Source organism: Polaromonas sp. P4_H1 (assembly GCF_056400945.1).
The window spans coordinates 19,279-39,866 of sequence record NZ_JBFUKG010000015.1 but is presented as its reverse complement, the minus strand read 5'-3'; the positions used below and the strand labels follow the sequence as shown (position 1 = coordinate 39,866).

The window sequence follows — 20,588 nt, the reverse complement described above, 5'->3', positions numbered from 1 at the left end:
TGTAGCGTGTCAAGGGTATAGAGGAAATGCAATGAAAAAGCGTACGGCGCAGACCACCAAAGTGAGTGATGAGCAGGGTGTCCTGAGCGTGCGGGAACGCCTCCTTGAGACCGCGGCGACGCTGTTTTACCAGGAAGGCGTCAGAGCCGTCGGCGTCGATCTTGTGGTCGAACGATCCGGCGTCGCCAAGACCAGCCTCTACCGGCACTTCGCCACCAAGGACGATCTCGTGGTTGCATTTCTCGAGCGCGAGGACGCCGAGTATTGGAGTGACTGGGAAAGTGCTGCGGCGCAAGGCAAGGATGATGCCGAAGCGGAACTTCAGGCGCTTCTGCGCTGGATCGCCGAGCATATCGCCGGGCCGAAGTACCGCGGCTGCCCGTTTCTCAATGTGGCGACCGAGTTCCCGGCCCCAGCCCATCCCGCCCGCGCAGTCGCCAGAAGGAACAAGGTGGAACTGCATCGCCGTCTCGGCGTGCTGGCCAGGAAAATGGGGGCTCGCAAGCCTGACGAGCTGGCCGACCAGCTTGTGCTTCTCATCGATGGTGCATACATGAACGGTGATCTTCTCGGCAAGAAGGGGCCGGCGCACTCGTTCGTGGCGGCGGGAATGGCTTTGATCCTCGCTGCTCCACGTCGCTGATGTTCGAGGCAACAACCGAACGCACCGAACAGCCGCAATGGGCCCGTTGTTGACCACCATGAACGACTGCTGACTGGCAAGTCAACCATTAAAACTCAACATCCAGAAAGCCGCCATCGGCTTTTCTCGGGTGACCGAACCGTCCACGGGCGCGCAGGGTCGCCATGTACAAGGTTTCTTTGGCTTTGTCCTTGGCTGCCGGATCCTTGAACGTCACCTTCCATTCCTTGCCCTTCTTGCGCTTCGGATTCGACAGGGGGGTTTCAATTGACATAGAATTTGACTTAGCGGGGACTTGAGCGGTCTCCCCGTCTGCCAAGGGTGCCTTCCGGTGCCCCAAGTACTGCTCCTGATGATGGGTTACCACGCCCAATTAGGAGCTTCACTTGGTCTTTTGCTTTTTCCTTCTTTTTTGCACTGCGCACCTGGCGCACAAGCGTATCTCGGCGCTTGCGGGTTCGCACGCCCGCTCTCTGCGGAGGGCCCGGCCATGACCCAGGCTCTCGAAACCCCAGCCGCAGCGGCGGCTGCCTCGCCGAGCTATACCCTGTGGCAAATGGTGACTTACATGCTGCGTCTTGGGACCATCGGCTTCGGCGGTCCCGTTGCTCTGGTCGGCTACATGTACCGCGACCTGGTCGAGCAGCGCCACTGGATCTCGGAGGCTGAGTACAAGGAAGGCATTGCGCTGGCCCAGCTGATGCCCGGTCCTTTGGCCGCGCAGCTGGCCATTTACCTCGGCTACGTCCACTACAGCCTTGTCGGTGCCACGCTGGTGGGCCTGGCTTTTGTCCTGCCGTCCTTCATCATGGTCGTGGCGCTGGGCGCGGCCTACACGGCTTACGGCGGTATCGGCTGGATGCAGGCGGTGTTCTATGGGGTCGGTGCCTCGGTGATCGGCATCATCGCGCTGAGTTCGTACAAGCTCACCACCAAAAGCGTTGGCAAGGACAAGCTGCTCTGGGTTATCTACCTGGTCAGCGCAGCCGTCACCATCATCACGCACTCCGAAGTCATTTGGGTGTTCCTGGGCGCCGGCTTGCTGGTCTGGGCGGCGCGCGGTCCACTCAAGCGTGCTGGAGGTCGCTTGAATGGAATTGCCTTCGCGGCCGTTCCTTTGGCTGGCTCCCTGGCAAGCGATAGCGTCGACTGGCACAAGCTCGGGCAGATCGCTAAATTCTTCGCGTATGCGGGGTCGTTTGTCTTCGGCAGCGGCCTGGCGATCGTGCCCTTCCTCTACGGCGGAGTGGTCCAGGAATACGGCTGGCTGACGGACCGCCAGTTTGTCGATGCCGTGGCGGTGGCCATGATCACCCCAGGGCCGGTCGTTATCACCACGGGCTTTATTGGCTACCTGACCAGCGGATTCTGGGGCGCTGTGGTAGCGGCCCTTGCGACCTTTGTCCCTTGCTACCTGCTGACCGTGATCCCCGCGCCTTATTTCAAAAAACACGGCAAGCACCCCGGCATCGTCGCCTTCGTTGACGGCGTCACAGCCGCAGCCATCGGGGCCATTGCCGGCGCTGTGATCGTGCTGGGCCAGCGGTCGATCACCGACGTGGTGACGGCGGCGCTCGCCCTGGGCACGGCCGCCATTCTCTGGCGCTTCAAGAAACTGCCCGAACCCGTCGTTGTGCTGGTGGCCGCATTCGCCGGCCTGGCGCTCTATCCCCTCATGATGAACCAATAGGAAATACCATGGACATTCAACTCAAAACCCTTTCTCTGGACCCTGCAAAACTCGACGGTCTGTCTGAAAATCTGCTGCGCAGCCACTATGACAACAACTACACCGGTGCGGCCAAGCGCCTCAACGCCATCCGGGGCCAGCTCGCGCAACTGGCCTGGGATACAACGCCGGTTTTCACGATCAACGGTCTCAAACGGGAGGAGTTGATCGCTGCGAACTCGGTCTACCTGCATGAGCTGTATTTCGAGAACCTGGGCGGCGATGGTGTGTTGCCGTCGAATGGCCTCTCGATTGCGTTCACCCGCGATTTCGGCTCGGTCGAACGCTGGCGCAGCGAATTCACCGCGCTGGCCAAGGCCATGGGCGGTGGCTCGGGCTGGGCCATCCTCACCTGGTCATCGCGTGAAGGCCGGCTGGTCAACCAGTGGGCGGCGGACCACACGCACTTGTTGGCCGGCGCCACGCCGATCCTGGCGCTCGATATGTATGAGCACGCTTACCACCTGGACTTCGGCGCCAAAGCCGCAGCTTATGTCGATGCGTTCATGCGCAATATCAACTGGGACACCGTTTATCCGCGCTATGGTGCCGCCGTGAAAGCCAGTGCCTTCGGGTTTGGACTTGAGCCTGCTGCCGTCGACCAGGCGACCGCGCAATTGATTGATGTTCGCCGCGCCGAAACCTTCGCGGACGCCAACGACATGATCAAGGGCGCACGCTATGCCGATCCTGCAGAAGTACCCGCCTGGGTTGGCACGCTTGATCCTGAGCGCCCTGTCGTGGTGTATTGCTTCCACGGCCTGGACATTGGCCGCTCTACGGCCTTGTCGCTGAGGGCACACGGCGTGAACGCGCAATTTATGGAAGGCGGCATCGAGGCCTGGAGAGCCGCGCAGCTGCCCTTAATCCCCAAGACCGCTGCGACGTGAGATCCGGCGGTTAGATCAGATGCCGCCGGGCCTAGGAGCAAATAACTGTGCTTACGTTTCACTTAACCAGTCTTAACCGGCTGATCGCTGCCAAGGCGATCAGGGGATTTGGCGACGGCTTCGTCAGCTTGTTGCTGCCGGTCTATCTGCTCAATCTTGGGTTGACGCCGTTTCAGGTCGGGCTCATCGCAACCACAACGTTGCTGGGGTCCGGCGTCTTGACCCTGCTCATTGGTACGCATGCGTCGCGCTACGACCACCGGCCCTTGCTGCTTGCCGCCTCGGCATTGATGGCTTTCACAGGCCTGGGAATCGCCTCACTGAACAGCTTTTGGCCGCTGATGCTGGTGGCGTTCGTTGGCACGCTGAATCCGTCGGGTGGCGACGTGAGCGTTTTCATGCCCGTCGAGCATGCGATGCTGGCGAGTAATGTCGAAGGCCCATCTCGCACGGCCGTCTTCGCGCGCTACAGCTTGACGGGGACCTTGTTTTCGGCTTTTGGATCACTGGCAGCCGCCTTGCCTGGGTTGGCAGCGCCGATGGCGGGTATCGCTACGCAGACCGCCATCCAGGGGATGTTCGTCCTGTATGCCTTGCTGGCTCTTGTGATGGCCGCACTGTACCGCGGTCTGCCGTTGCGACCTGCTGCAGAAGCCGCCGAACCGAAGTCGGCACTGGGTCCTTCGAAACGGCGGGTCTACCTCCTGGCAACGCTGTTCAGCCTGGATGCGTTCGGCGGTGGGTTTGTTGTTCAATCGTTGATCGCCCTGTGGCTGTATCAGCGCTTTGGCCTCTCGATCGAAGTAGCCGGATCCATCTTTTTCTGGGCCGGCCTGCTGACAGCGTTTTCATACCTTGTGGCGGCTCATATAGCCAGCCGCATTGGTTTGGTGAAGACCATGGTCTATACCCATCTACCGTCCAGCCTGTGCTTGATTGCGATTCCGTTTTGTACCGACCTGTCTTACGCTGTGACTCTGTTGTTGGTCAGAAGCGCGCTGTCGCAGATGGACGTGCCTACGCGAAGCTCTTATGTGATGGCCATCGTGACACCGCAGGAGCGCGCCGCTGCGGCAAGCGTGACGTCTGTGCCGCGCAGCCTGGCTGCTGCCGCCAGTCCCGCGCTGGCCGGCTACCTTCTTGGCGTGTCTACATTCGGATGGCCCCTGATCGTTGGTGGGGCATTGAAAATCATCTATGACATCCTGCTCCTGTCCATGTTCAGCCGTGTGCGCCCCCCGGAGGAGGTACCCAGTGCGGAACTCCCGACCAAGGCTGGCTGACCTTGGTCGCAGGCGGAGCCAGGGCTGCATGTTCAACGCCGACACTATCCTTGGTCGCGCGCGCCAGGGCCCGGAAAGTTGCAAGCGCGGCGCTGCATCAGCAAGGCGGTGTAGCCTATGGGCATGGATTCCCTGATTACCGCCTCCGCGCGCGCGCTTGCCGCCGGCGACGCGCTCGGCGCCCTCAAGCGGGTCGCCCTGCGCGACGACCCGCCGGCGCTGGCCCTGCGCGGCATCGCCATGGCCCAGCTCGGTGAGCACGCGCGCGCCCGCGAACTCCTTCGCCGCGCTGCCCGTGGCTTTGGCGCCCACGAGGAGCTGGCGCGGGCCCGCTGCGTCGTTGCGGAGGCCGAGGTGGCGCTGGCCATGCGCGACTTCGCCGGCTCGCCGCGCTCGCTGGCAGCGGCTGCAGCCACGCTCGAGGCGCATGCCGACAGTGCCAATGCGCTGCAGGCGTGGCTCATCACGGCGCGCCGGCTTTTGCTGCTGGGCCGCTTGGGCGAGGCCACGGCCGCGCTGGCACAGCTGGATGCCCGCGGCCTCCCGCCTTCGCTGAGAGCGGTGGCCGAACTGACCGCAGCCGAACTTGCGCTGCGCTCACTGCGCGTCGGCGAGGCGCGGATGGCGCTGGCGCGTGCGCACGCGGCGGCTGAACGCGCACAGGTGCCTGCGCTCATGGCCGAGGTCACAGAAGCGCGCGCTGCACTGGACCGTCCCGCTGCCCGGCGCCTCACCGCCGATGGCGGGCAGGCGCTGCGCCTCGACGAGGTCTCGGCGCTCCTGGCCTCAGACGCGCTGGTGGTCGATGCCTGCCGCCGTGGGCTGGGTGCCGGCGACCAGTGGCGGCCGCTGGCGCGCCGGCCAGTCCTGTTCACACTGGCACGTTCGCTCGCTGAAGCATGGCCGGGCGACGTGAGCCGCGAAGCCTTGATCGAATCCGCCTTTCGCACCAGGCGCCCTGACGAGACACATCGGGCGCGCCTGAGGGTCGAGATCGGCCGTCTGCGCGCGCTGGTCAAAACACTCGCGGCCATCGAAGCGACCGAACGGGGCTTTATCTTGAAGCCGCTGGCCGAGCGCGACGTGGCCGTGCTGGCGCCGCCCATTGACGGCGAGCAGGCCTCGCTGGTGGCGCTGCTGTCGGACGGCGCGGCCTGGTCCACCTCAGCCTTGGCGCTGGCCCTGGGGGCAAGCCAGCGCACCGTCCAGCGGGCACTCGCCGATCTCGAGGCCGCCGGGCGGGCGCGCTCCATCGGGCGGGCGCGGGCGCAGCGCTGGCTGGCGCCGCCGCTGGCGGGATTCACGACGATCTTGTTACTCCCCGCTTCGCTGCCGATTGGATAGAGTTGACTCCAAGAACCTGTTCACTGCCTAAACGGGGCCGTTTAGGCAGTGAACAGGTTCTAAGCGCCGACGGACGGTGCAACACAAGGAGCAACGATGACCCGCAAGACCCCTAACGACAAACCCGAAGCCAAGGCGCGCCCTGCCGAGATCGTGCGCGAATACGGTCCCTTCCCCGGCGTCAATGACATTGCAGGCGTCACCCACGACGGCCAGCGTGTTTGGGCCGCCACGGGGGCCAGGCTGATCGCCTTCGACCCCGCCAGCGGCGAGCAGACGCGCACGCTGGAGTGTGCCGGCGACGCCGGCACCGCCTTTGACGGCAAACACCTCTACCAAATCGCCGAGACGCGCATCGACAAGATCGACCCGGCCACCGGCAAGGTGGTGGCGTCCATCCCGGCGCCCGGTAGCGGAAGCGACTCGGGCCTGACCTGGGCGGAGGGCAGCCTGTGGGTGGGCCAGTACCGCGACCGCAGGATTCACCAGGTTGACCCGAAGACAGGCGCCATCCAGCGCACGATTGAGTCCAACCGCTTCGTCACCGGCGTGACGTGGGTGGACGGCGAGCTGTGGCACGGCACCTGGGAGGGCGACGACAGCGAGATCCGCCGTATCGACCCGAAGAGCGGCGCCGTGCTCGAGCGGCTGCAGATGCCACAGGGTGTCGGCGTCAGCGGCCTGGAGTCCGACGGTGCGGACCTCTTTTATTGCGGCGGCGGAAAGAGCGGAAAAGTCCGCGCCGTGCGGCGGCCCAAGGCCGTATAGACCGCATCAACGCAGCGCGCAAGGCATGGCGCCCTTGCGCTGACAACCCATTCGGCCCACTCACCGGCCGATAACGAGCGCACCTGTTACCAGCACGGGTCGGGCAGCGCATTGACCAACGCAAACGGCTCATCGAGCCAAGGAGAAAACCATGAGTACAGCAACTGCCGAAGCGAACAAAGTGAACACCGTGAACCATCCCGTCGTGTCCAGGGAGCGATGGCTTGCCGAGCGCAAGACGCTGCTGGCGCAAGAGAAGGAACTGACGCGCCTGCGCGACCAGATCGCCAGCGAACGCCGCGCCCTGCCCTGGGTTCGCATCGAGAAAAACTACGTCTTCGACGCCCCCGAAGGCCAGCGCAAGCTCGCAGACCTGTTCGAAGGGCGCCGCCAGCTGCTGGTGCAACACTTCATGTTCGGGCCGGGGTGGGAACAGGGCTGCCCCAGCTGCTCCTTCATGGCCGACCACACCGCCGGCATGAAGATCCACCTGGAGCACCGCGATGTGAGCTTCGTGGCCGTCTCGCGCGCGACGCTGCCCGAGATCGAGCGCTTCCGCCAGCGCATGGGCTGGCAGTTCAAGTGGGTTTCATCGAACGGCAACGACTTCAACTACGACTTCCACGTGAGCTTCAAGCCAGAAGAGCAGGCCACCGGCGCCGTCAACTACAACTACACCATGCAGCCCTTCCCGGCCGAAGAGGCCCCTGGCATCAGCCTGTTCTACAAGGACAGCGAGGGCCAGGTCTTCCACACCTATTCCACCTACGGACGCGGCGTGGAAGTGATGATAGGCACGTACAGCATGCTCGATCTCGCACCCAAGGGCCGCGACGAGCATGACGGGTTTTACAAGATGGACTGGGTGCGCCACCACGACCGCTACGAAACCGCGTCCGCATTTACGCCCGCGCCTGAAGCCGGCTCGTGCTGCAGCGAGAAAGCCTGACCGGCCCAGACTGGCGCGACCATCATGTCAAGCCTTTGGCCGTGGCTCGTGGTGGCGGGGGTCGGTGCCCTTCATGGGCTGAACCCTGCCACCGGCTGGATGCTGGCCGCTGCCTGGGGCCTGCGTTCGCGCGACCGGGCGCAGGCACTGCGGGCGCTGGTGCCGATCGCAGCCGGGCACGCCGCATCGGTCGCGCTGGTGGCCGGCGCGGTGGTATTCGGCATGGCCATGGATCGCTTCGCGCTGCAAGTTCTGGCGGGCGGCCTGCTTGCCATCGCAGCAGTGCTTCACCTGTCAGGCCACACACCCAAGGCGGCGCGCGCACCGGCAGGGCACGCCGGGCTGGCGCTCTGGTCCTTCATGATGTCCACCGCGCACGGCGCCGGCTTGATGCTGGTGCCGGCACTGATTCCGCTTTGCGCAGGGGACGCATCGGTTCTGGAGATGACCCGATCGGGACTGCTGACACTGGCGCTCGCGGCGCTAGGCGTTCACACGGCGGCGATGCTCGCCGTCACCGGCATGGTCGCCACGGGGGTTTGCCGTGGCTTTGATGCCGGTGCCCGTTTGCTTGGCGGCCGCAAGCGGGAGCCGCCTCCAGCACCGCACGGCTAGGCGGTTCTGCGTGCATGGGTTCTTCCGGAATATTCGTTGGCACCGAGGGCATGGGCCGAGATTGACGGCGGGCTGATTGACGCATCAAAGGACGTTCGCGAGGCCGCCAACGTCTACATACAGACTCACTTCAACCCCTCAAGTCCGGCCTTTGCCACTTGCCCATCCTGCGCACCGCTCCCCCCAGAGACACCGATCGCCCCCACGATCTTCCCATCAACAATCACGGGCAAGCCGCCCTCGAGCGGCACAGCGCCCGCTAGTCCCAACACTCGGTTGCCGCTACCGCCCCCGCCGATGACATCCTCGAAAGCTTTTGTGGGCCTCTTGAACGCCGCCGCTGATTTGGCCTTTTCCTGTGCAACCGTCACACCGGCCAAGATGGCATCGTCATGCCTTTCGAGGTAGAGCAGCACACCGGCCTGATCCGTAATGGCAACGACCATGGGCACCCCAACGCGTTTCGCCTCGCTCATGGCTGCATCTGTGACTTTTTTGGCCGCAGCCAGGGACATGGGTGCGCCGTAGCCGACCGGATGCATCGAAGGCGCCGCTGTGGCCTGTGAAGTGGTCTGGGCCTGAACTGGGAAGGCTGTGAAGGCCGTGTAGGCGGCGACGGCCAAAACCGGCCAGAGGAGGTTTGTTCGCATAGCTTGTATTTGTCCTTTTGGTTGCACCCACTATCGCTGAGAGAAGCGGACAAAGTCCAACGAGTATTTTTTATGAACCAATGAGCCACACTCATGAAGTACGGAAAAATGCGCAGAATTACATCTCGCGCGCGATGCGGAACATCACATCATTCCTCGAAGGGATGTTCGCGCAGGCGTGAGGTCGGCCGGATGAGCGCTCCGGTCTCTCATTGCGGACACCCAACGAGGGGCGTCACTGTCGGCTCAGGACCCCGAAGTTCGGCCAGTAGAAACAGCTACAGTCGGCCATCTGCTGTCGTTCACTGCGGCAGGCTGAACGACAGCAGAAGACTGACAGCGGCTGTAGAGATTTCCGAAATACTCGCTCCATACCCGGCGTTGACATCGGCAGGTTGGGTGTCGGCAATGTGGCGTCGATTTCGCTGATCGCTGCACCCGCACCCGGCCAGAAGCGGGTATTGGCGAACGGCGGCTTCCGGGAAACACAATTACAAGGCTATGGCTGCCAACGGATGCCCATTCACGGTGGAATCCTGTCAATTCCTAGATATGCCTGAAGTTTCGCCTTGCGAAATTCCTTACGCCGTCCGAGAGCCGATCACAATGTGCTTTTCATGAACGTCCAAGCTAGGCTACAAATCGCGCCCAAGCAAAGCTGCTTTGAGGTCCTTCGAAGCCCTATAAAGGGGTACATATCCACGCAGCAATATTTGGGTGCTGCGCAAATACGCCGCACTGCTGATCTCGATGGAAACGGCACGGGCACGCGCCACAACCGTGGCCATCAAAAGCCCGGCGGGGTTTTCAATACTGACTTCGATGTCGGAAAATTCCCCCATCGGTACCGCGATGCCTTGCGCAATGCGATGGGCCACCGAACCTGGAATCAACGCCGCCGCTGCCAGGCAGCACGCGCCCGACACCGCCATCGACACATGGGCGGTCTGCGGCGTGAAGTAGCGCACCGCCAAATGGCCCCCGTTCAACGGCGCGCCGATGATGCACACCTTCGGCACGGTCTCGCTGCGCTGCATGTCGTCTTCCGTCATCAACTGGCCATCGCGGCGCTTCAACCCCATCCGCAGACCCGCCGCAATCCACACCCGCCGCAACGCGGCCATGAACTCCAGGTCGGCTTCCAACGCTTGCGCAGGTTCGTGCGCGGTCTTGCCAAATTCGGCCGCGTCCGCAATCACCATGGGCACCGCTACATCCACACAGGAAACCGTGTGTCCGTCGATGACGTTGCTCGGCGCTCCTGTCGGCAGTAGCAGCCCCGTCTTGGCTCCGACCGGGTCTTTCAAAAACAAATCTACGCCCGGAAATGCACCGTCGACGCCGGGTATCTCCACCATGACGAAACTGCCGTTCAATTCACGCGTCATCCGCGCGGTCGAGATGACGCCGGTGTTGACGTTTCGAATTTCAATGCTGACCGGCCCGGTTGCTGGCAGATCACTTCCCATCAGCCCGGTATCCAGCGCCCAAAGGGGCAACGCGGCGGACATGTTGCCGCAGTTCACACTCCAATCGATACCGCTGTGGTTGCCCGCCAATTGCGCCAGAGTGCTGACCAGCCGCGGCCCCGCTGGTGTTGACTCCACATCGGCGAAGAAAACCTTGTTGCTGGTCGCCGGACCGCGCCCGAGACCCGTCACCTGCCGATGGCCCGGGATGCGCCCTTCGAGCGGAACGCCCATCAGGTGGCGTAGCAATTCCTCGCGTAGCGTCAGGTCGGCCGGTGCTGCCCGGTCCCACAACACCAGACCGGTTGAAGTGCCGCCACGCATGTGATGCACTGGGAACTCCACCGTGCCCGACTTGAGTCGGGGTTTCAAATTGAACACGTTTTCTGGTAACGCTTCTGGTGACAGCATAAGGAAATATTCAAAATGGAAATATGCTGCGGCGCGGTCTCACCGGATTTCGACGGTGTAGTGAAAACGGTCTGCGGGCACGTACGAGATGCGCCACTCGACCACTGCGCCGCCATGGTCGTGCATGGTGCGCTCGATGCGCATGCACGGCGTCGCCGGGTCTACGCCAAAGATGGCCGCGTCGTCCTTGGAAAGCACACCCATGGACAACTCGTCCACCGCCCGCGAAACGACAACGCCGCACAAGCTGTCATACAGCGGATACAGGAGCGGCGGGGATTCCCGGCGTAGGAAGGCTTCCAGCTTGGCGAACCGCTTCAGCGGCAGCCAGATGTGCTCGACGAGCACCACCTCTTCGCCGTAGGAGCGTGAACGGTGCAGGTAAAGGGTCTTTTCAGAAGCCGCGCGGAGTTGCAGCTTCTCGCGGGCGACTTCATCGCCGGTTTCCGAGCGCAGCGCGATGATGCGTCCCGTTGGCAGTTCTGATTGTTCGGCCCCGCGGAAGCGCACGAACCGCAACATCGAGGCCCGCTCGAAGGCGCGCGTCACGTAAGTCCCCTTGCCGTGAATGCGCTCCACCACGCCTTCCTGTTCTAGCGCCTGGATGGCCTTGCGCATGGTGCCCAGCGAAATTGAAAACTCAATTGCCAGCTTTTCTTCGCTGGGGAGTGCTTCTCCCGCCTTCCACACCCGGTCAGCGATCCGTCGCATCAACTCGTCGCGCACTTGAACATGTCTGGGAAGGCGCTGGTCGATAGCGACCGGAATGGAATTTGGATGAATTGTCATGGTGTCATTCTTCGTTTCTTCTAATTTTACGGGAAAACCCTCGTTTGCTCTTCTAATCATGTTGTCCTATACTCCTACATAGGACATAAAACAAACCAGCGGATTCAGATACAAACCAGGCTGCGTGCACCAGTGTCGAAAGCCGAGGTATTTTTGTAGTCCTCTTCCTTGCCGCCCATGCGGCGTTCCCATTTTCCCCTCGAAGACAAAAGGATTTGAAGTGAAGAAATTAATGATGGCTGCTATAGCTAGTGTGATGACGTTGTGCGTCAGTGGGGTGGCAGCCCAAGCCCAGTTTCCCGACAAGCCGGTCAAAATCATCGTCCCCTTCGCGCCGGGAGGCAGTTTCGATCTGATTGCACGCGACCTATCGACCAAACTCGCTGCCCTATGGGGTCAGCCAGTCGTCATCGACAACCGGGCCGGCGCCGGTGGCAACATTGGAGCGCAGGCAGTCATCGCCGCGCCGGCTGATGGCTATACGCTGCTGTTCTGGGGCGATGGTGTGTTGGCCAATCCGCTGCTGTACCCGAAGCCACCCTTCGATGCCATCAGAGATTTGTCGGGCATTGCTTTGGTGGCGACGGCACCACAGGTGCTGGTCAGCAATCCCAAGAGTGGCCCCAACACCATGAAGGAAGTACTGGCAGCCAAAGAGCCGCTGAACTATGGCACCGCCGGCAACGGTTCGCCCGGCCACCTCGCGGCCGAGCTGATGAAACGCGAAGGGGCAAAACAACTTAGTCATGTCCCATACAAAGGCGGCGGCCAAGCCTTGACTGATTTGATGGGTGGGCAAATCCAGTTGGTATCTACCGGCCTTCCCGCCTGCATCACCTTCATCAAGAGCGGTCGCATTCAAGCCGTGGCGGTGTCGTCGAAGGCGCGCATCAAGAACTTGCCCAACGTCCCGACGGTGTCAGAGACGATTCCCGGCTACGAAGTGGACACCTGGTTCGGTTTCATGGCACCGAAGGCAACACCGGACGCCGTACGCAACAAGGTGGCTTCCGACCTCCGCAAAGTCATGGCGGACCCCGCACTGCAAACGAAGCTCATCGCGGGTGGCTTCGTCCCGACCATCAGCACACCAGTGGAACTCGACGCCAAGATGGTGAAGGACCTGGCGTTCTGGCGTGCCCAGGTCGCCAAATCAGGAGCACGCGCGGAATGAGCGGCAGGCTTTTGCGGCAGTATGGCCCGAGCGTGACCGCCAGACAAATTCGGGTGACGGCAGACGATGGATGCGTGCTGAACCTCCGCGTGCTGCGCGAGGCGCAGTTGAAGACCGCCACACCGGTGGTGTTCGTCCACGCGCTGGCGATGGACGGCGACATGTGGCAAGGCGTGGTCGACGCGCTGGACGAGGACAACAGCCTTTTGAGTGGCGGCATGTACGCGTTGGACTGCCGCGGACACGGCGCGTCTGGAGCCTCGGAAGGCAGCTTCACCACGAAACGGTTCTCCAAGGACCTGGCGGACACCCTGGATGCACTGAGCGCCTCCCGCGCCCACATCGTGGGGTGCTCGATGGGGGGCACCGTAGCGCTCGGGTTTGCCGGTGGTTTTGCGGCCAGGGTGGCGAGCTTGACCGTTATCGATGCCACGGCCTGGTACGGCCCGGAGGCGCCGGCCAACTGGGAAAAGCGCGCTGTGGCCGCTTTGAACGGAGGCATGGTTTCCCTGGTCGACTTCCAGTTGGCGCGCTGGTTCAGTCCTACATTTTTGCAAGAGCAACCTGATCTGGTGCGTGCATCCGTCGGCGTGTTCACCGCGAACCGCGTGCAAGCTTACGTCGGCAGTTGCCGGATGCTGGGTCAAGCCGACGAGCGGGCGGCCCTGGCGAACTACAACGGCCCGGCCGCGGTCGTCGTCGGCGAGGAGGACTACGCTACACCGCTGGCCATGGCAGAGGACCTCGCGTCGCGGCTGGTGGGCGCCCGGTTGACGGTCATTCCCGGCACGCGCCACTACACGCCGCTGGAGGCGCCGGCTCTGGTGGCGGCATGCATCGACAAGGCCATCGGCCGCGCTGGCACCGGCCCGGCTCAATGAGAACCGCAGACGACATCAATCACCAATCCAACGGAGACAACATGAGTTCAAACCTTCACCGCCGCCGGTTCCTGCTGGGTGCAAGTGCATTCACCGGCCTCGCACTGGCTGGCTGCGCCACACGCCCGCCGCGCACCGACGTCTTCGATGCGCATTGCCACATCATCGACACGCGTTATCCCATCATCGCCAACCAGGGCTATACGCCGCCGTCGTTCCCATTGGAGGCATACCAGCAGCAGACGCGGCCGCTTGGTGTCACGGCAGGGGCCATCGTGTCGGGCTCATTCCATGGCAACGACCAGACCTACCTGCGTGCGCTGCTCCCTCGGCTCGGGCCGCGCTGGGTGGGCGTGACCCAGGTGGCGCCGGACGTGCCGGACGAGGAAATTACCAGTCTTGCTGCAATTGGCGTTCGCGCACTCCGGTTCAATATTTTCCGCGGCCGCATCGATGCCGTGGACGACATCGTGTCGCTGGCCAACCGGGCCCACGCTGCCGGCCACTGGCATGCCGAAATTTACGCCGATGCTGCGGCGCTGCGACCCCATGTTGGGAAGCTGTCCAAGCTCCCACAGATTGTCATCGACCACATGGGCATGACGGAAGAAGGTCTGTCGGTGGTGCTTGACCTGGTGGACGCCGGCGCGCGAATCAAGGCAACGGGGTTTGGCCGTGTCACGATGAATGTATCCAGAGCCATCGAACGTATCGCCGCCCGCAATCCGAATGCCTTGATGTTCGGTACGGATCTGCCCTCAACCAGGGCGAAGCGGCCGTTTGAAGTTGCAGACATCGCATTAGTCAAAGACGTGCTAGGACCAGCGCTATCCAAAAGGGCGCTTTGGGACAATGCAGTGAGCCTGTACCGACCATCCGTGTGATATTGCCCGCAGTGCCGCGCTGAAATGCTGAGGCCTATTGCGACAACCTTTCATCCCAACGTTACCAGCAGCGGCAATCAACATCATGTCAATTTCTACTGAAATCATCAATACCTTCGCGCCGACTGGAAAACTGCGGGCGTCCATCAACCTGGGCAATCCCATCCTGGCGAACATGGGGAAGGACGGCAAGCCGTTCGGCGTGTCGATTGATTTGGCCCATGAATTCGCGCGTCAACTCGGAGTCGTGGTCGAGCTGGTGGTGTTCGACACCGCCGGAAAATCAGTGGAGGCGGTGACGAATCAAGATTCCGATTTCGGCTTCTTTGCGATTGACCCGGTGCGGGGCGCAGACATCGCGTTCACAGCCCCGTACTTGCTCATTGAAGGCGCTTACCTGGTTAAGGATGCGTCGCCGATACGCGACAACACCGAAGTCGACCGCCCCGGCAACCGGATCGTGGTGGGTAAAGGCAGCGCGTACGACCTTTACCTCACACGCGAGATCAAGCAGGCCCAGCTGGTTCGGGCACCTACCTCACCAACTGTCGTTGACACTTTCATTAAGCAGGGAGCCGAAGTGGCAGCTGGCGTGAAGCAGCAACTCGAATCAGACACGCATCGAATTCCCGGACTGCGTCTGCTGCCTGGCTGCTTCATGGTGATCCAGCAAGCGATGGGCATCTCAAAAGGACGTGGCGAAGCGGCCGCGTTGCTATTGCACCATTACGTGGAAGACAAGAAGGCCAACGGCTTCGTGGCAGAAGCACTGGCTCGACACGGTATTCAAGGCGCATCGATCGCATCGGAAAAAACATAACGAAACTCGTCAAGGTGGAGAAGCGTAGCAACCCGGCACACCGGAACCATTCTTGTCGATGACAACTGGAGTTGGCGTACCTTGCACTGGACGATGCTGATGATCGTCCGTTGATCATCGACCAACCCGAAGAGAACCTCGATCCGAAGTCGGTCTTCGATGAACTGGTCTCGTTGTTCGTTGCAGCTAAGTCGAAACGGCAGGTGATCATGGTTACCCACAATGCCAATTTGGTCATCAACAGTGACGCGGACCAAGTCATCGTAGCTGACGCGAGCTCATCTTCTGACGGCGGTCTTCCATCGTTCAACTATGTTGCCGGTGGACTAGAGGACGCCGGGATACGCAAGGCCGTGTGCGACATACTCGAAGATGGCGAAAAAGCATTCAGGGAGCCCGCGCGTCGTCTTCGAGTACGGCTCGAACGGTAACGGCTCTCAATTGAGCCTGGTCAGATCCCGTGGCAGGTCAATTAAAGCGCTGACTTCAGCCATCGCTGCATTGTTGACTTGAGCGCGCCGGGTCTGGAATGTCAGCTTTGTTGCGGTCAGTTACGCCATGTGTATTTCCGGTTTGGGCACCTTGCTGGCGGCGACGAATGACGGCTGACTGGCATGCCAAAATTCAAAACTGAGCTTCCAGAAAGCAGCCGTTGGTCAGTACCCGCTTTCGCTGCAGTCCCGTCGTTCGAAGCCCAATTTTCAGTGACCGCAACGGGTCGAATGTTGCACATTTCAAACTCTATTTCTTCGCTCCAAGGGCCGCACTTGATCGAAATCAATCCGCCCGTGGCGTAACGGCCGGAAACTGGCCACTCACACGGCGAGGATTTCCATGCGACTCCAGTTTCTCGGCGCTACCGACACGGTGACCGGCTCCAAGTACCTCGTGCAGCACGACAAGGCCAGGGTACTGGTCGACTGCGGTCTGTTTCAGGGGTACAAGCAGCTGCGCCTGCGCAACTGGTCGCCCTTGCCGGTGAAGCCATCCGCGATTGAGGCCGTGATACTGACCCACGCCCACATCGACCACAGCGGCTACCTGCCGCTGCTGGCACGCCAGGGCTTTCGCGGCAAGGTCTACTGCACGCCCGCCACCGCCGACCTGTGCCGCATCCTGCTGCCCGACTCCGGCCACCTGCAGGAAGAGGAAGCCGAATACGCCAACCGGCGCAGCCTGTCGAAGCATTCGCCCGCGCTGCCGCTGTACACGCGCGAAGACGCCGAACGCTGCCTAAAGCTACTCCACCCGGTGGACTATGGGGAACACTGGCAGCCGGCGCCGGGCTTGAACGCGAGCCTGACGCCGTCGGGCCACATGCCGGGATCGTCGTTTGTGCGGCTGGACAATGGCTCACGCTCGCTGCTGTTTTCCGGAGACATCGGCCGCCCGAACGACATGGTGCTCAAGGCGCCCTCACAGATGGACGGTGCAGACTACCTGGTCGTCGAGTCGACCTACGGCGACCGCCTGCACAAGAATTCCGATCCCCTGACGGCGCTTGGCGAGGTGATCAACCGAACCGCTGCGCGCGGCGGCGTGGTGGTGATCCCGGCTTTCGCGGTCGGCCGGGCCCAGAACCTGATGTACTGCATCCATCTGCTCAAGGCCCAGGGCGTGATTCGCGACAACCTGCCCGTCTACCTCAACAGCCCCATGGCAGCCAGCGCCACCCAGGTGTTCCTCAAGCACAGGAACGAGTTGCGCCTGACGGCCGCGCAATGCGAGGCCATGACGCATACGGCGCACATCGTGGGCACGCCGGAGGAATCGCGCCTGCTCAATACGCGCAAGGGCGCTATGGTCATCATTGCCGCCAGCGGCATGGCGACGGGCGGGCGCGTGGTGCATCACCTCAAGGCCTTCGCGCCCGACCCGCGCAACACCATCCTGTTCGCCGGCTTCCAGGCCGGCGGCACGCGCGGCGCGATCATTGCCGGCGGTGCGCCCAGCGTACGCATCCATGGGGAAGACATCCCCGTGCATGCCGAGGTGGCCATGCTCGACGACCTGTCGGCCCATGCCGACGCGGCTGAGATCATCGGCTGGCTGAAGGGCTTCAAGGCGGCACCCAAAAAGACCTTCATCACCCACGGCGAACCGGCGGCCGCCGATGCCATGCGCCAGCGCATCGAGCGCGAGCTGCACTGGACCTGCCACATGCCTTGCTATCTGGAATCTGTCCCTCTCCATTGACCGGCGGCGGGCCAGCTCGGGTCGACATACAGCGGCTAAGCCCAATACGGTTCAGTTAGCACACCGCGTGCAGTGCCGATCCTCTCCTTCCCCCGCTGGGGGAAGGCCGGGATGGGGGCTTACGGCGTGGGCATCGGGCCGCCGTGCTGACTTGGTAGTCGCTGGCCCCCACCCCACCCCTCCCCCGGAAGGGGAGGGAGCTTCACGGGTTCTTAACTGAACCGTATTGCGGCTAAGCCAGCCCGCACCAGGCGGCCACGCGGGCGGCAAGGTCCGCCCACAGGGCCCACGCAGCGGTCAGCGCCAGCAGGGCGCCGGCCGCGCGCGTGCCCCAGTCCTGCCGCAGCCGGTCACCCGCGTCCCGCAGGCGCGCCAGCAGCGGGGGTGCCAGCGCCAGTGAGGCGCCGCTGCCAGCGGCGAACAGCGCCATCGACAGCGCCCCTTGCGACGCGCCGCCGCTCAGTGAGGCAACCAGCAGCGCCGAATACAGGAGGCCGCAGGGCATGAAGGTCCACAGCGCGCCCATGGCAAACACACCACCGCGCGCCGCCGCGAGCGGGCGGATGCGCGCCCAGGCCGAGCGGCCGGCCGCATTCACCCACGCCGGCTGACGCGCCTGGGCTAGCAACACCAGTCCCCACGCCAGCACCGCCAGATGGAACAGCGTCCAGACCGGCCGCAGCACCACGGCATGGGCCGTGAGCCAGGCAAAGCTTTCCACCGCCAGCGCGGCCGCGGCCCCAGCCACGGAATAACCGGCGAGCCGCCCTGCCAGGAAGATCCAGAGCGAGCGCGAATTCGAGCGCGATGGCGTGGATGCGGGCGCAGGCGAACCATGGCCGGCACGGGGCATGGCGGCGCAGGCCGCACCGCACATGGCCACACAATGCGGGCCACCCGCCAGCCCCATCAGCAGCGCCGTGACAGCGAGGGTAGTGGACATGACCGCTGGAGCTCTTCAGATAATGCGCGAGAACTTCGCGCGGTTGCGGTCGGCCTGCAGGTAGCGGTCGAACACCATGGCCACGGCCCGCACGAAAAACCAGCCCCTGGCCGTGACCTGGATGCCGGCGTCATCCAGCACCACGAGGCCTTCGTCGGCCAGTTCGCTCAACTGCTCGAGTTCGGCCGCAAAGTAGGTCTCAAAGTCCAGCAGCCAAGCCTGCTCGATCGATTCAAACAGCACCTGCCCCTGGCACATCAGCGCCATGATCACGGCCCGGCGGGCCAGGTCGTCCCGGCTGAGTGCCAGACCGCGCGCCACGGGCAGCCGTCCCTGGTCGAGGTGGTCGCAATACTCTTCCATCGTCTTGGCGTTCTGGCTGTAGGTCGCGCCAATGTGGCCAATCGCCGAGACGCCCAGGCCGATCAGGTCGCAGTCGGGTTGGGTGCTGTAGCCCTGAAAGTTGCGGTGCAGGCGGCCCTGCCGCTTGGCAATGGCCAGCGCATCGCCGGGCAGTGCGAAATGGTCCATGCCAATGTAGACATAGCCCGCCGCCTCGAAGCCCGAAAGCGCTTGCGACAGCATGGCCAGCTTGGCCGCAGCGCCGGGCAGCTCGGCGGACACGATGCGCCGCTGCGGCTTGAAGCGCTCGGGCAGGTGGGCGTAGGCATACAGCGCGATGCGGTCGGGCCGCAGCTGCTGCACCTGGGCCAGCGTGCGCGCGAACGATTCCGGCGTCTGCCGCGGCAGGCCATAAATCAGGTCGATGTTGACCGAGTCGAAGCCTGTCGCCCGCGCCTGCTCCATCAGCGCGAACACCTGCGCGGCAGGCTGGATGCGGTGCACCGCTTTCTGCACGTCGGGGTCGAAGTCCTGCACGCCGAAGCTGATCCGGTTAAAGCCCAGCTCGGCCAGCGTGGCCAGGCGGGCGCCGTCCACGGTGCGCGGGTCGATCTCTATGGAGTATTCGCCTCCGGGCACCAGTGCAAAACTTCGCCGCAGCATGGCCATCAGTTCCCTGAGTTCGGCGTCGGACAGGAAGGTGGGGGTGCCACCGCCCAGGTGCAGCTGCGTGACGGGCTGCTCCAGACCCAGCTGGGCCGTGTGCAGGTCCACTTCGCGGCCGAGATAGCGCAGGTAGGTGGCCGCACGGTCGTGGTGCCTGGTGATGATTTTGTTGCACGCGCAGAAGTAACACAGCGATTCGCAGAACGGGATGTGCAGGTACAGCGACAGCGGCTGCGGTTGCGCCAGCGCGGCCGGTCCGCTTTGGCGCTGGACCAGCGCCTGGCCATAGTCGGCCGCGGTAAATGCCTCGACGAAACGGTCGGCCGTTGGATAGGAGGTGTACCGGGGCCCGGCAATGTCGAATCGGCGCAAAAGGTCGGGCGAAACAGTGGTCATGGCGCAAAGTTTGCCGCGCGCTGCAGGTCGTCCGCTTGATCTAAATCAGTCGTTCGATATGCGGAGATAGGCGGAGATATGCGGAGTGGGACCCGTTTGATCCAGATCAGAAGGGTCCAGATCAGAAGGACAAAAGGTGCGCCACGATGAAGCAGATTTCCGCACGGGGACAGGCGACAAAGCCGTCCCTGCGCAGGGCTGCGGGAAGCCGGCCGCTTCTTCTCACCGGGGCACATCAACGCGGGCATCAGCGGGCATCAACCGGCAGACGGGTCGCCCCGCACCACCAGCACCGGTACCGGCGCATGCCGCACGATCTGCTCGGCATCACTGCCCAGCAACACCCGGCCGATGCCGCGGCGCCCGTGCGAGCCCACCACGATCAGGTCTGCCTTGATGCGCCGCGCCTGCTCCGCCACATGGTCGCAAATGCGGCCCGGGCCTTCCACAACCAGCACGGAGTCGGCCTCCACGCCCTTGTCCACGGCCTTTTGCCGCTCATGCGCCAGCAATTTTTCGCCCGCCTCCCGCATCAGCGGAATGATTTCATTGAGGTAGTTCATCGCCGGCTCGAAGCCGTTGACATAGCTGAGCTCGTCCACGACATGGACCAGCCGCAGCCTGGCGCCGGTCAGCTGGGCCAGCCTGATGGCTTCGTCGAGTGCTTTTTCCGAGGTGGGGCTGCCGTCGACCGGCACGAGGATTTGATGGTAGGTGGACATGGTGGCTCCGGAGTTGAAAGGATT

Annotated in this window: 20 protein-coding genes and 1 pseudogene; 14 read left to right on the top strand and 7 right to left on the bottom strand. The window is 63.1% G+C overall.

What is annotated here, in order from left to right; all coding sequences use genetic code 11:
• Positions 1-31 precede the first annotated feature (31 nt).
• On the top strand, positions 32-643 hold the full coding sequence (locus tag AC1DS5_RS18545) for a TetR/AcrR family transcriptional regulator (protein ID WP_477719725.1): 612 nt from the start codon (positions 32-34) through the stop codon (positions 641-643).
• Between the two features lie 88 nt (positions 644-731).
• Here the strand turns inward: AC1DS5_RS18545 and AC1DS5_RS18540 are convergent, their stop codons facing one another.
• Positions 732-917 (bottom strand): hypothetical protein, encoded by a 186-nt coding sequence (locus AC1DS5_RS18540; RefSeq protein ID WP_477719724.1) that lies wholly within the window; start codon positions 915-917, stop codon positions 732-734.
• Positions 918-1,133: 216 nt separating this feature from the next.
• Between AC1DS5_RS18540 and AC1DS5_RS18535 the strand changes: the two genes are divergently transcribed.
• The 7 genes from AC1DS5_RS18535 (at position 1,134) to AC1DS5_RS18505 (ending at position 8,221) form a co-directional block, all read left to right on the top strand.
• The gene (locus tag AC1DS5_RS18535; RefSeq protein WP_477719723.1) at positions 1,134-2,333 is read left to right on the top strand and encodes a chromate transporter; all 1,200 of its coding nucleotides are present in this window, start codon (positions 1,134-1,136) and stop codon (positions 2,331-2,333) included.
• Positions 2,334-2,341: 8 nt separating this feature from the next.
• On the top strand, positions 2,342-3,262 hold the full coding sequence (locus tag AC1DS5_RS18530) for a Fe-Mn family superoxide dismutase (RefSeq protein ID WP_477719722.1): 921 nt from the start codon (positions 2,342-2,344) through the stop codon (positions 3,260-3,262).
• Between the two features lie 47 nt (positions 3,263-3,309).
• The gene (locus AC1DS5_RS18525) at positions 3,310-4,545 is read left to right on the top strand and encodes an MFS transporter (RefSeq protein ID WP_477719721.1); all 1,236 of its coding nucleotides are present in this window, start codon (positions 3,310-3,312) and stop codon (positions 4,543-4,545) included.
• A gap of 123 nt (positions 4,546-4,668) precedes the next feature.
• Positions 4,669-5,889 (top strand): helix-turn-helix domain-containing protein, encoded by a 1,221-nt coding sequence (locus AC1DS5_RS18520; RefSeq protein WP_477719720.1) that lies wholly within the window; start codon positions 4,669-4,671, stop codon positions 5,887-5,889.
• Between the two features lie 96 nt (positions 5,890-5,985).
• Entirely contained in the window at positions 5,986-6,657 is a 672-nt protein-coding gene (locus AC1DS5_RS18515; protein ID WP_477719719.1) for a Vgb family protein, read from the top strand.
• A gap of 151 nt (positions 6,658-6,808) precedes the next feature.
• Positions 6,809-7,606, top strand: coding sequence for a DUF899 domain-containing protein (locus tag AC1DS5_RS18510; protein WP_477719718.1), 798 nt, complete (start codon positions 6,809-6,811; stop codon positions 7,604-7,606).
• A 24-nt stretch (positions 7,607-7,630) separates the two neighbouring features.
• Positions 7,631-8,221, top strand: a complete 591-nt coding sequence (locus tag AC1DS5_RS18505; RefSeq protein ID WP_477719717.1) for a hypothetical protein — start codon at positions 7,631-7,633, stop codon at positions 8,219-8,221.
• Positions 8,222-8,346: 125 nt separating this feature from the next.
• Here AC1DS5_RS18505 and AC1DS5_RS18500 read toward each other — a convergent pair whose 3' ends face one another.
• The 3 genes from AC1DS5_RS18500 to AC1DS5_RS18490 form a co-directional block, all read right to left on the bottom strand.
• Positions 8,347-8,871 carry a GlcG/HbpS family heme-binding protein gene (locus AC1DS5_RS18500; protein WP_477719716.1) on the bottom strand — a complete coding sequence of 175 codons (525 nt, stop codon included), beginning with the start codon at positions 8,869-8,871 and terminating at the stop codon, positions 8,347-8,349.
• Between the two features lie 635 nt (positions 8,872-9,506).
• Positions 9,507-10,751, bottom strand: coding sequence for a PrpF domain-containing protein (locus tag AC1DS5_RS18495; RefSeq protein ID WP_477719715.1), 1,245 nt, complete (start codon positions 10,749-10,751; stop codon positions 9,507-9,509).
• A gap of 39 nt (positions 10,752-10,790) precedes the next feature.
• On the bottom strand, positions 10,791-11,540 hold the full coding sequence (locus AC1DS5_RS18490; protein WP_477719714.1) for a GntR family transcriptional regulator: 750 nt from the start codon (positions 11,538-11,540) through the stop codon (positions 10,791-10,793).
• Positions 11,541-11,760: 220 nt separating this feature from the next.
• Between AC1DS5_RS18490 and AC1DS5_RS18485 the strand changes: the two genes are divergently transcribed.
• The 6 genes and pseudogenes from AC1DS5_RS18485 to AC1DS5_RS18460 all read left to right on the top strand — a co-directional run bounded on the left by AC1DS5_RS18485 (position 11,761) and on the right by AC1DS5_RS18460 (position 17,495).
• Entirely contained in the window at positions 11,761-12,714 is a 954-nt protein-coding gene (locus tag AC1DS5_RS18485) for a Bug family tripartite tricarboxylate transporter substrate binding protein (protein ID WP_477719713.1), read from the top strand.
• Positions 12,711-13,595 (top strand): alpha/beta fold hydrolase, encoded by an 885-nt coding sequence (locus tag AC1DS5_RS18480; protein WP_477719712.1) that lies wholly within the window; start codon positions 12,711-12,713, stop codon positions 13,593-13,595. The genes AC1DS5_RS18485 and AC1DS5_RS18480 overlap by 4 nt, the downstream gene beginning before the upstream one ends.
• Positions 13,592-14,479 (top strand): amidohydrolase family protein, encoded by an 888-nt coding sequence (locus tag AC1DS5_RS18475; protein WP_477719711.1) that lies wholly within the window; start codon positions 13,592-13,594, stop codon positions 14,477-14,479. Before AC1DS5_RS18480 ends, AC1DS5_RS18475 begins: the two co-directional genes overlap by 4 nt.
• Positions 14,480-14,564: 85 nt before the next feature.
• A complete protein-coding gene (locus AC1DS5_RS18470) occupies positions 14,565-15,299 on the top strand; it encodes an ABC transporter substrate-binding protein (RefSeq protein ID WP_477719710.1) in 735 nt (244 codons plus the stop codon).
• Positions 15,300-15,364: 65 nt separating this feature from the next.
• A pseudogene (locus AC1DS5_RS18465) lies at positions 15,365-15,730 on the top strand (AAA family ATPase); the annotation flags it as partial.
• 403 nt (positions 15,731-16,133) lie between these two features.
• Complete coding sequence (locus tag AC1DS5_RS18460) at positions 16,134-17,495, top strand: MBL fold metallo-hydrolase RNA specificity domain-containing protein (RefSeq protein ID WP_477719709.1); 1,362 nt, start codon at positions 16,134-16,136, stop codon at positions 17,493-17,495.
• Between the two features lie 232 nt (positions 17,496-17,727).
• Here AC1DS5_RS18460 and AC1DS5_RS18455 read toward each other — a convergent pair whose 3' ends face one another.
• The 3 genes from AC1DS5_RS18455 to AC1DS5_RS18445 all read right to left on the bottom strand — a co-directional run bounded on the left by AC1DS5_RS18455 (position 17,728) and on the right by AC1DS5_RS18445 (position 20,564).
• Positions 17,728-18,438 (bottom strand): sulfite exporter TauE/SafE family protein, encoded by a 711-nt coding sequence (locus AC1DS5_RS18455; protein ID WP_477719708.1) that lies wholly within the window; start codon positions 18,436-18,438, stop codon positions 17,728-17,730.
• Positions 18,439-18,453: 15 nt separating this feature from the next.
• On the bottom strand, positions 18,454-19,842 hold the full coding sequence (gene hemN / locus AC1DS5_RS18450) for an oxygen-independent coproporphyrinogen III oxidase (protein WP_477719707.1): 1,389 nt from the start codon (positions 19,840-19,842) through the stop codon (positions 18,454-18,456).
• 257 nt (positions 19,843-20,099) lie between these two features.
• Complete coding sequence (locus tag AC1DS5_RS18445; RefSeq protein ID WP_477719706.1) at positions 20,100-20,564, bottom strand: universal stress protein; 465 nt, start codon at positions 20,562-20,564, stop codon at positions 20,100-20,102.
• Between the last annotated feature and the right edge of the window lie 24 nt (positions 20,565-20,588).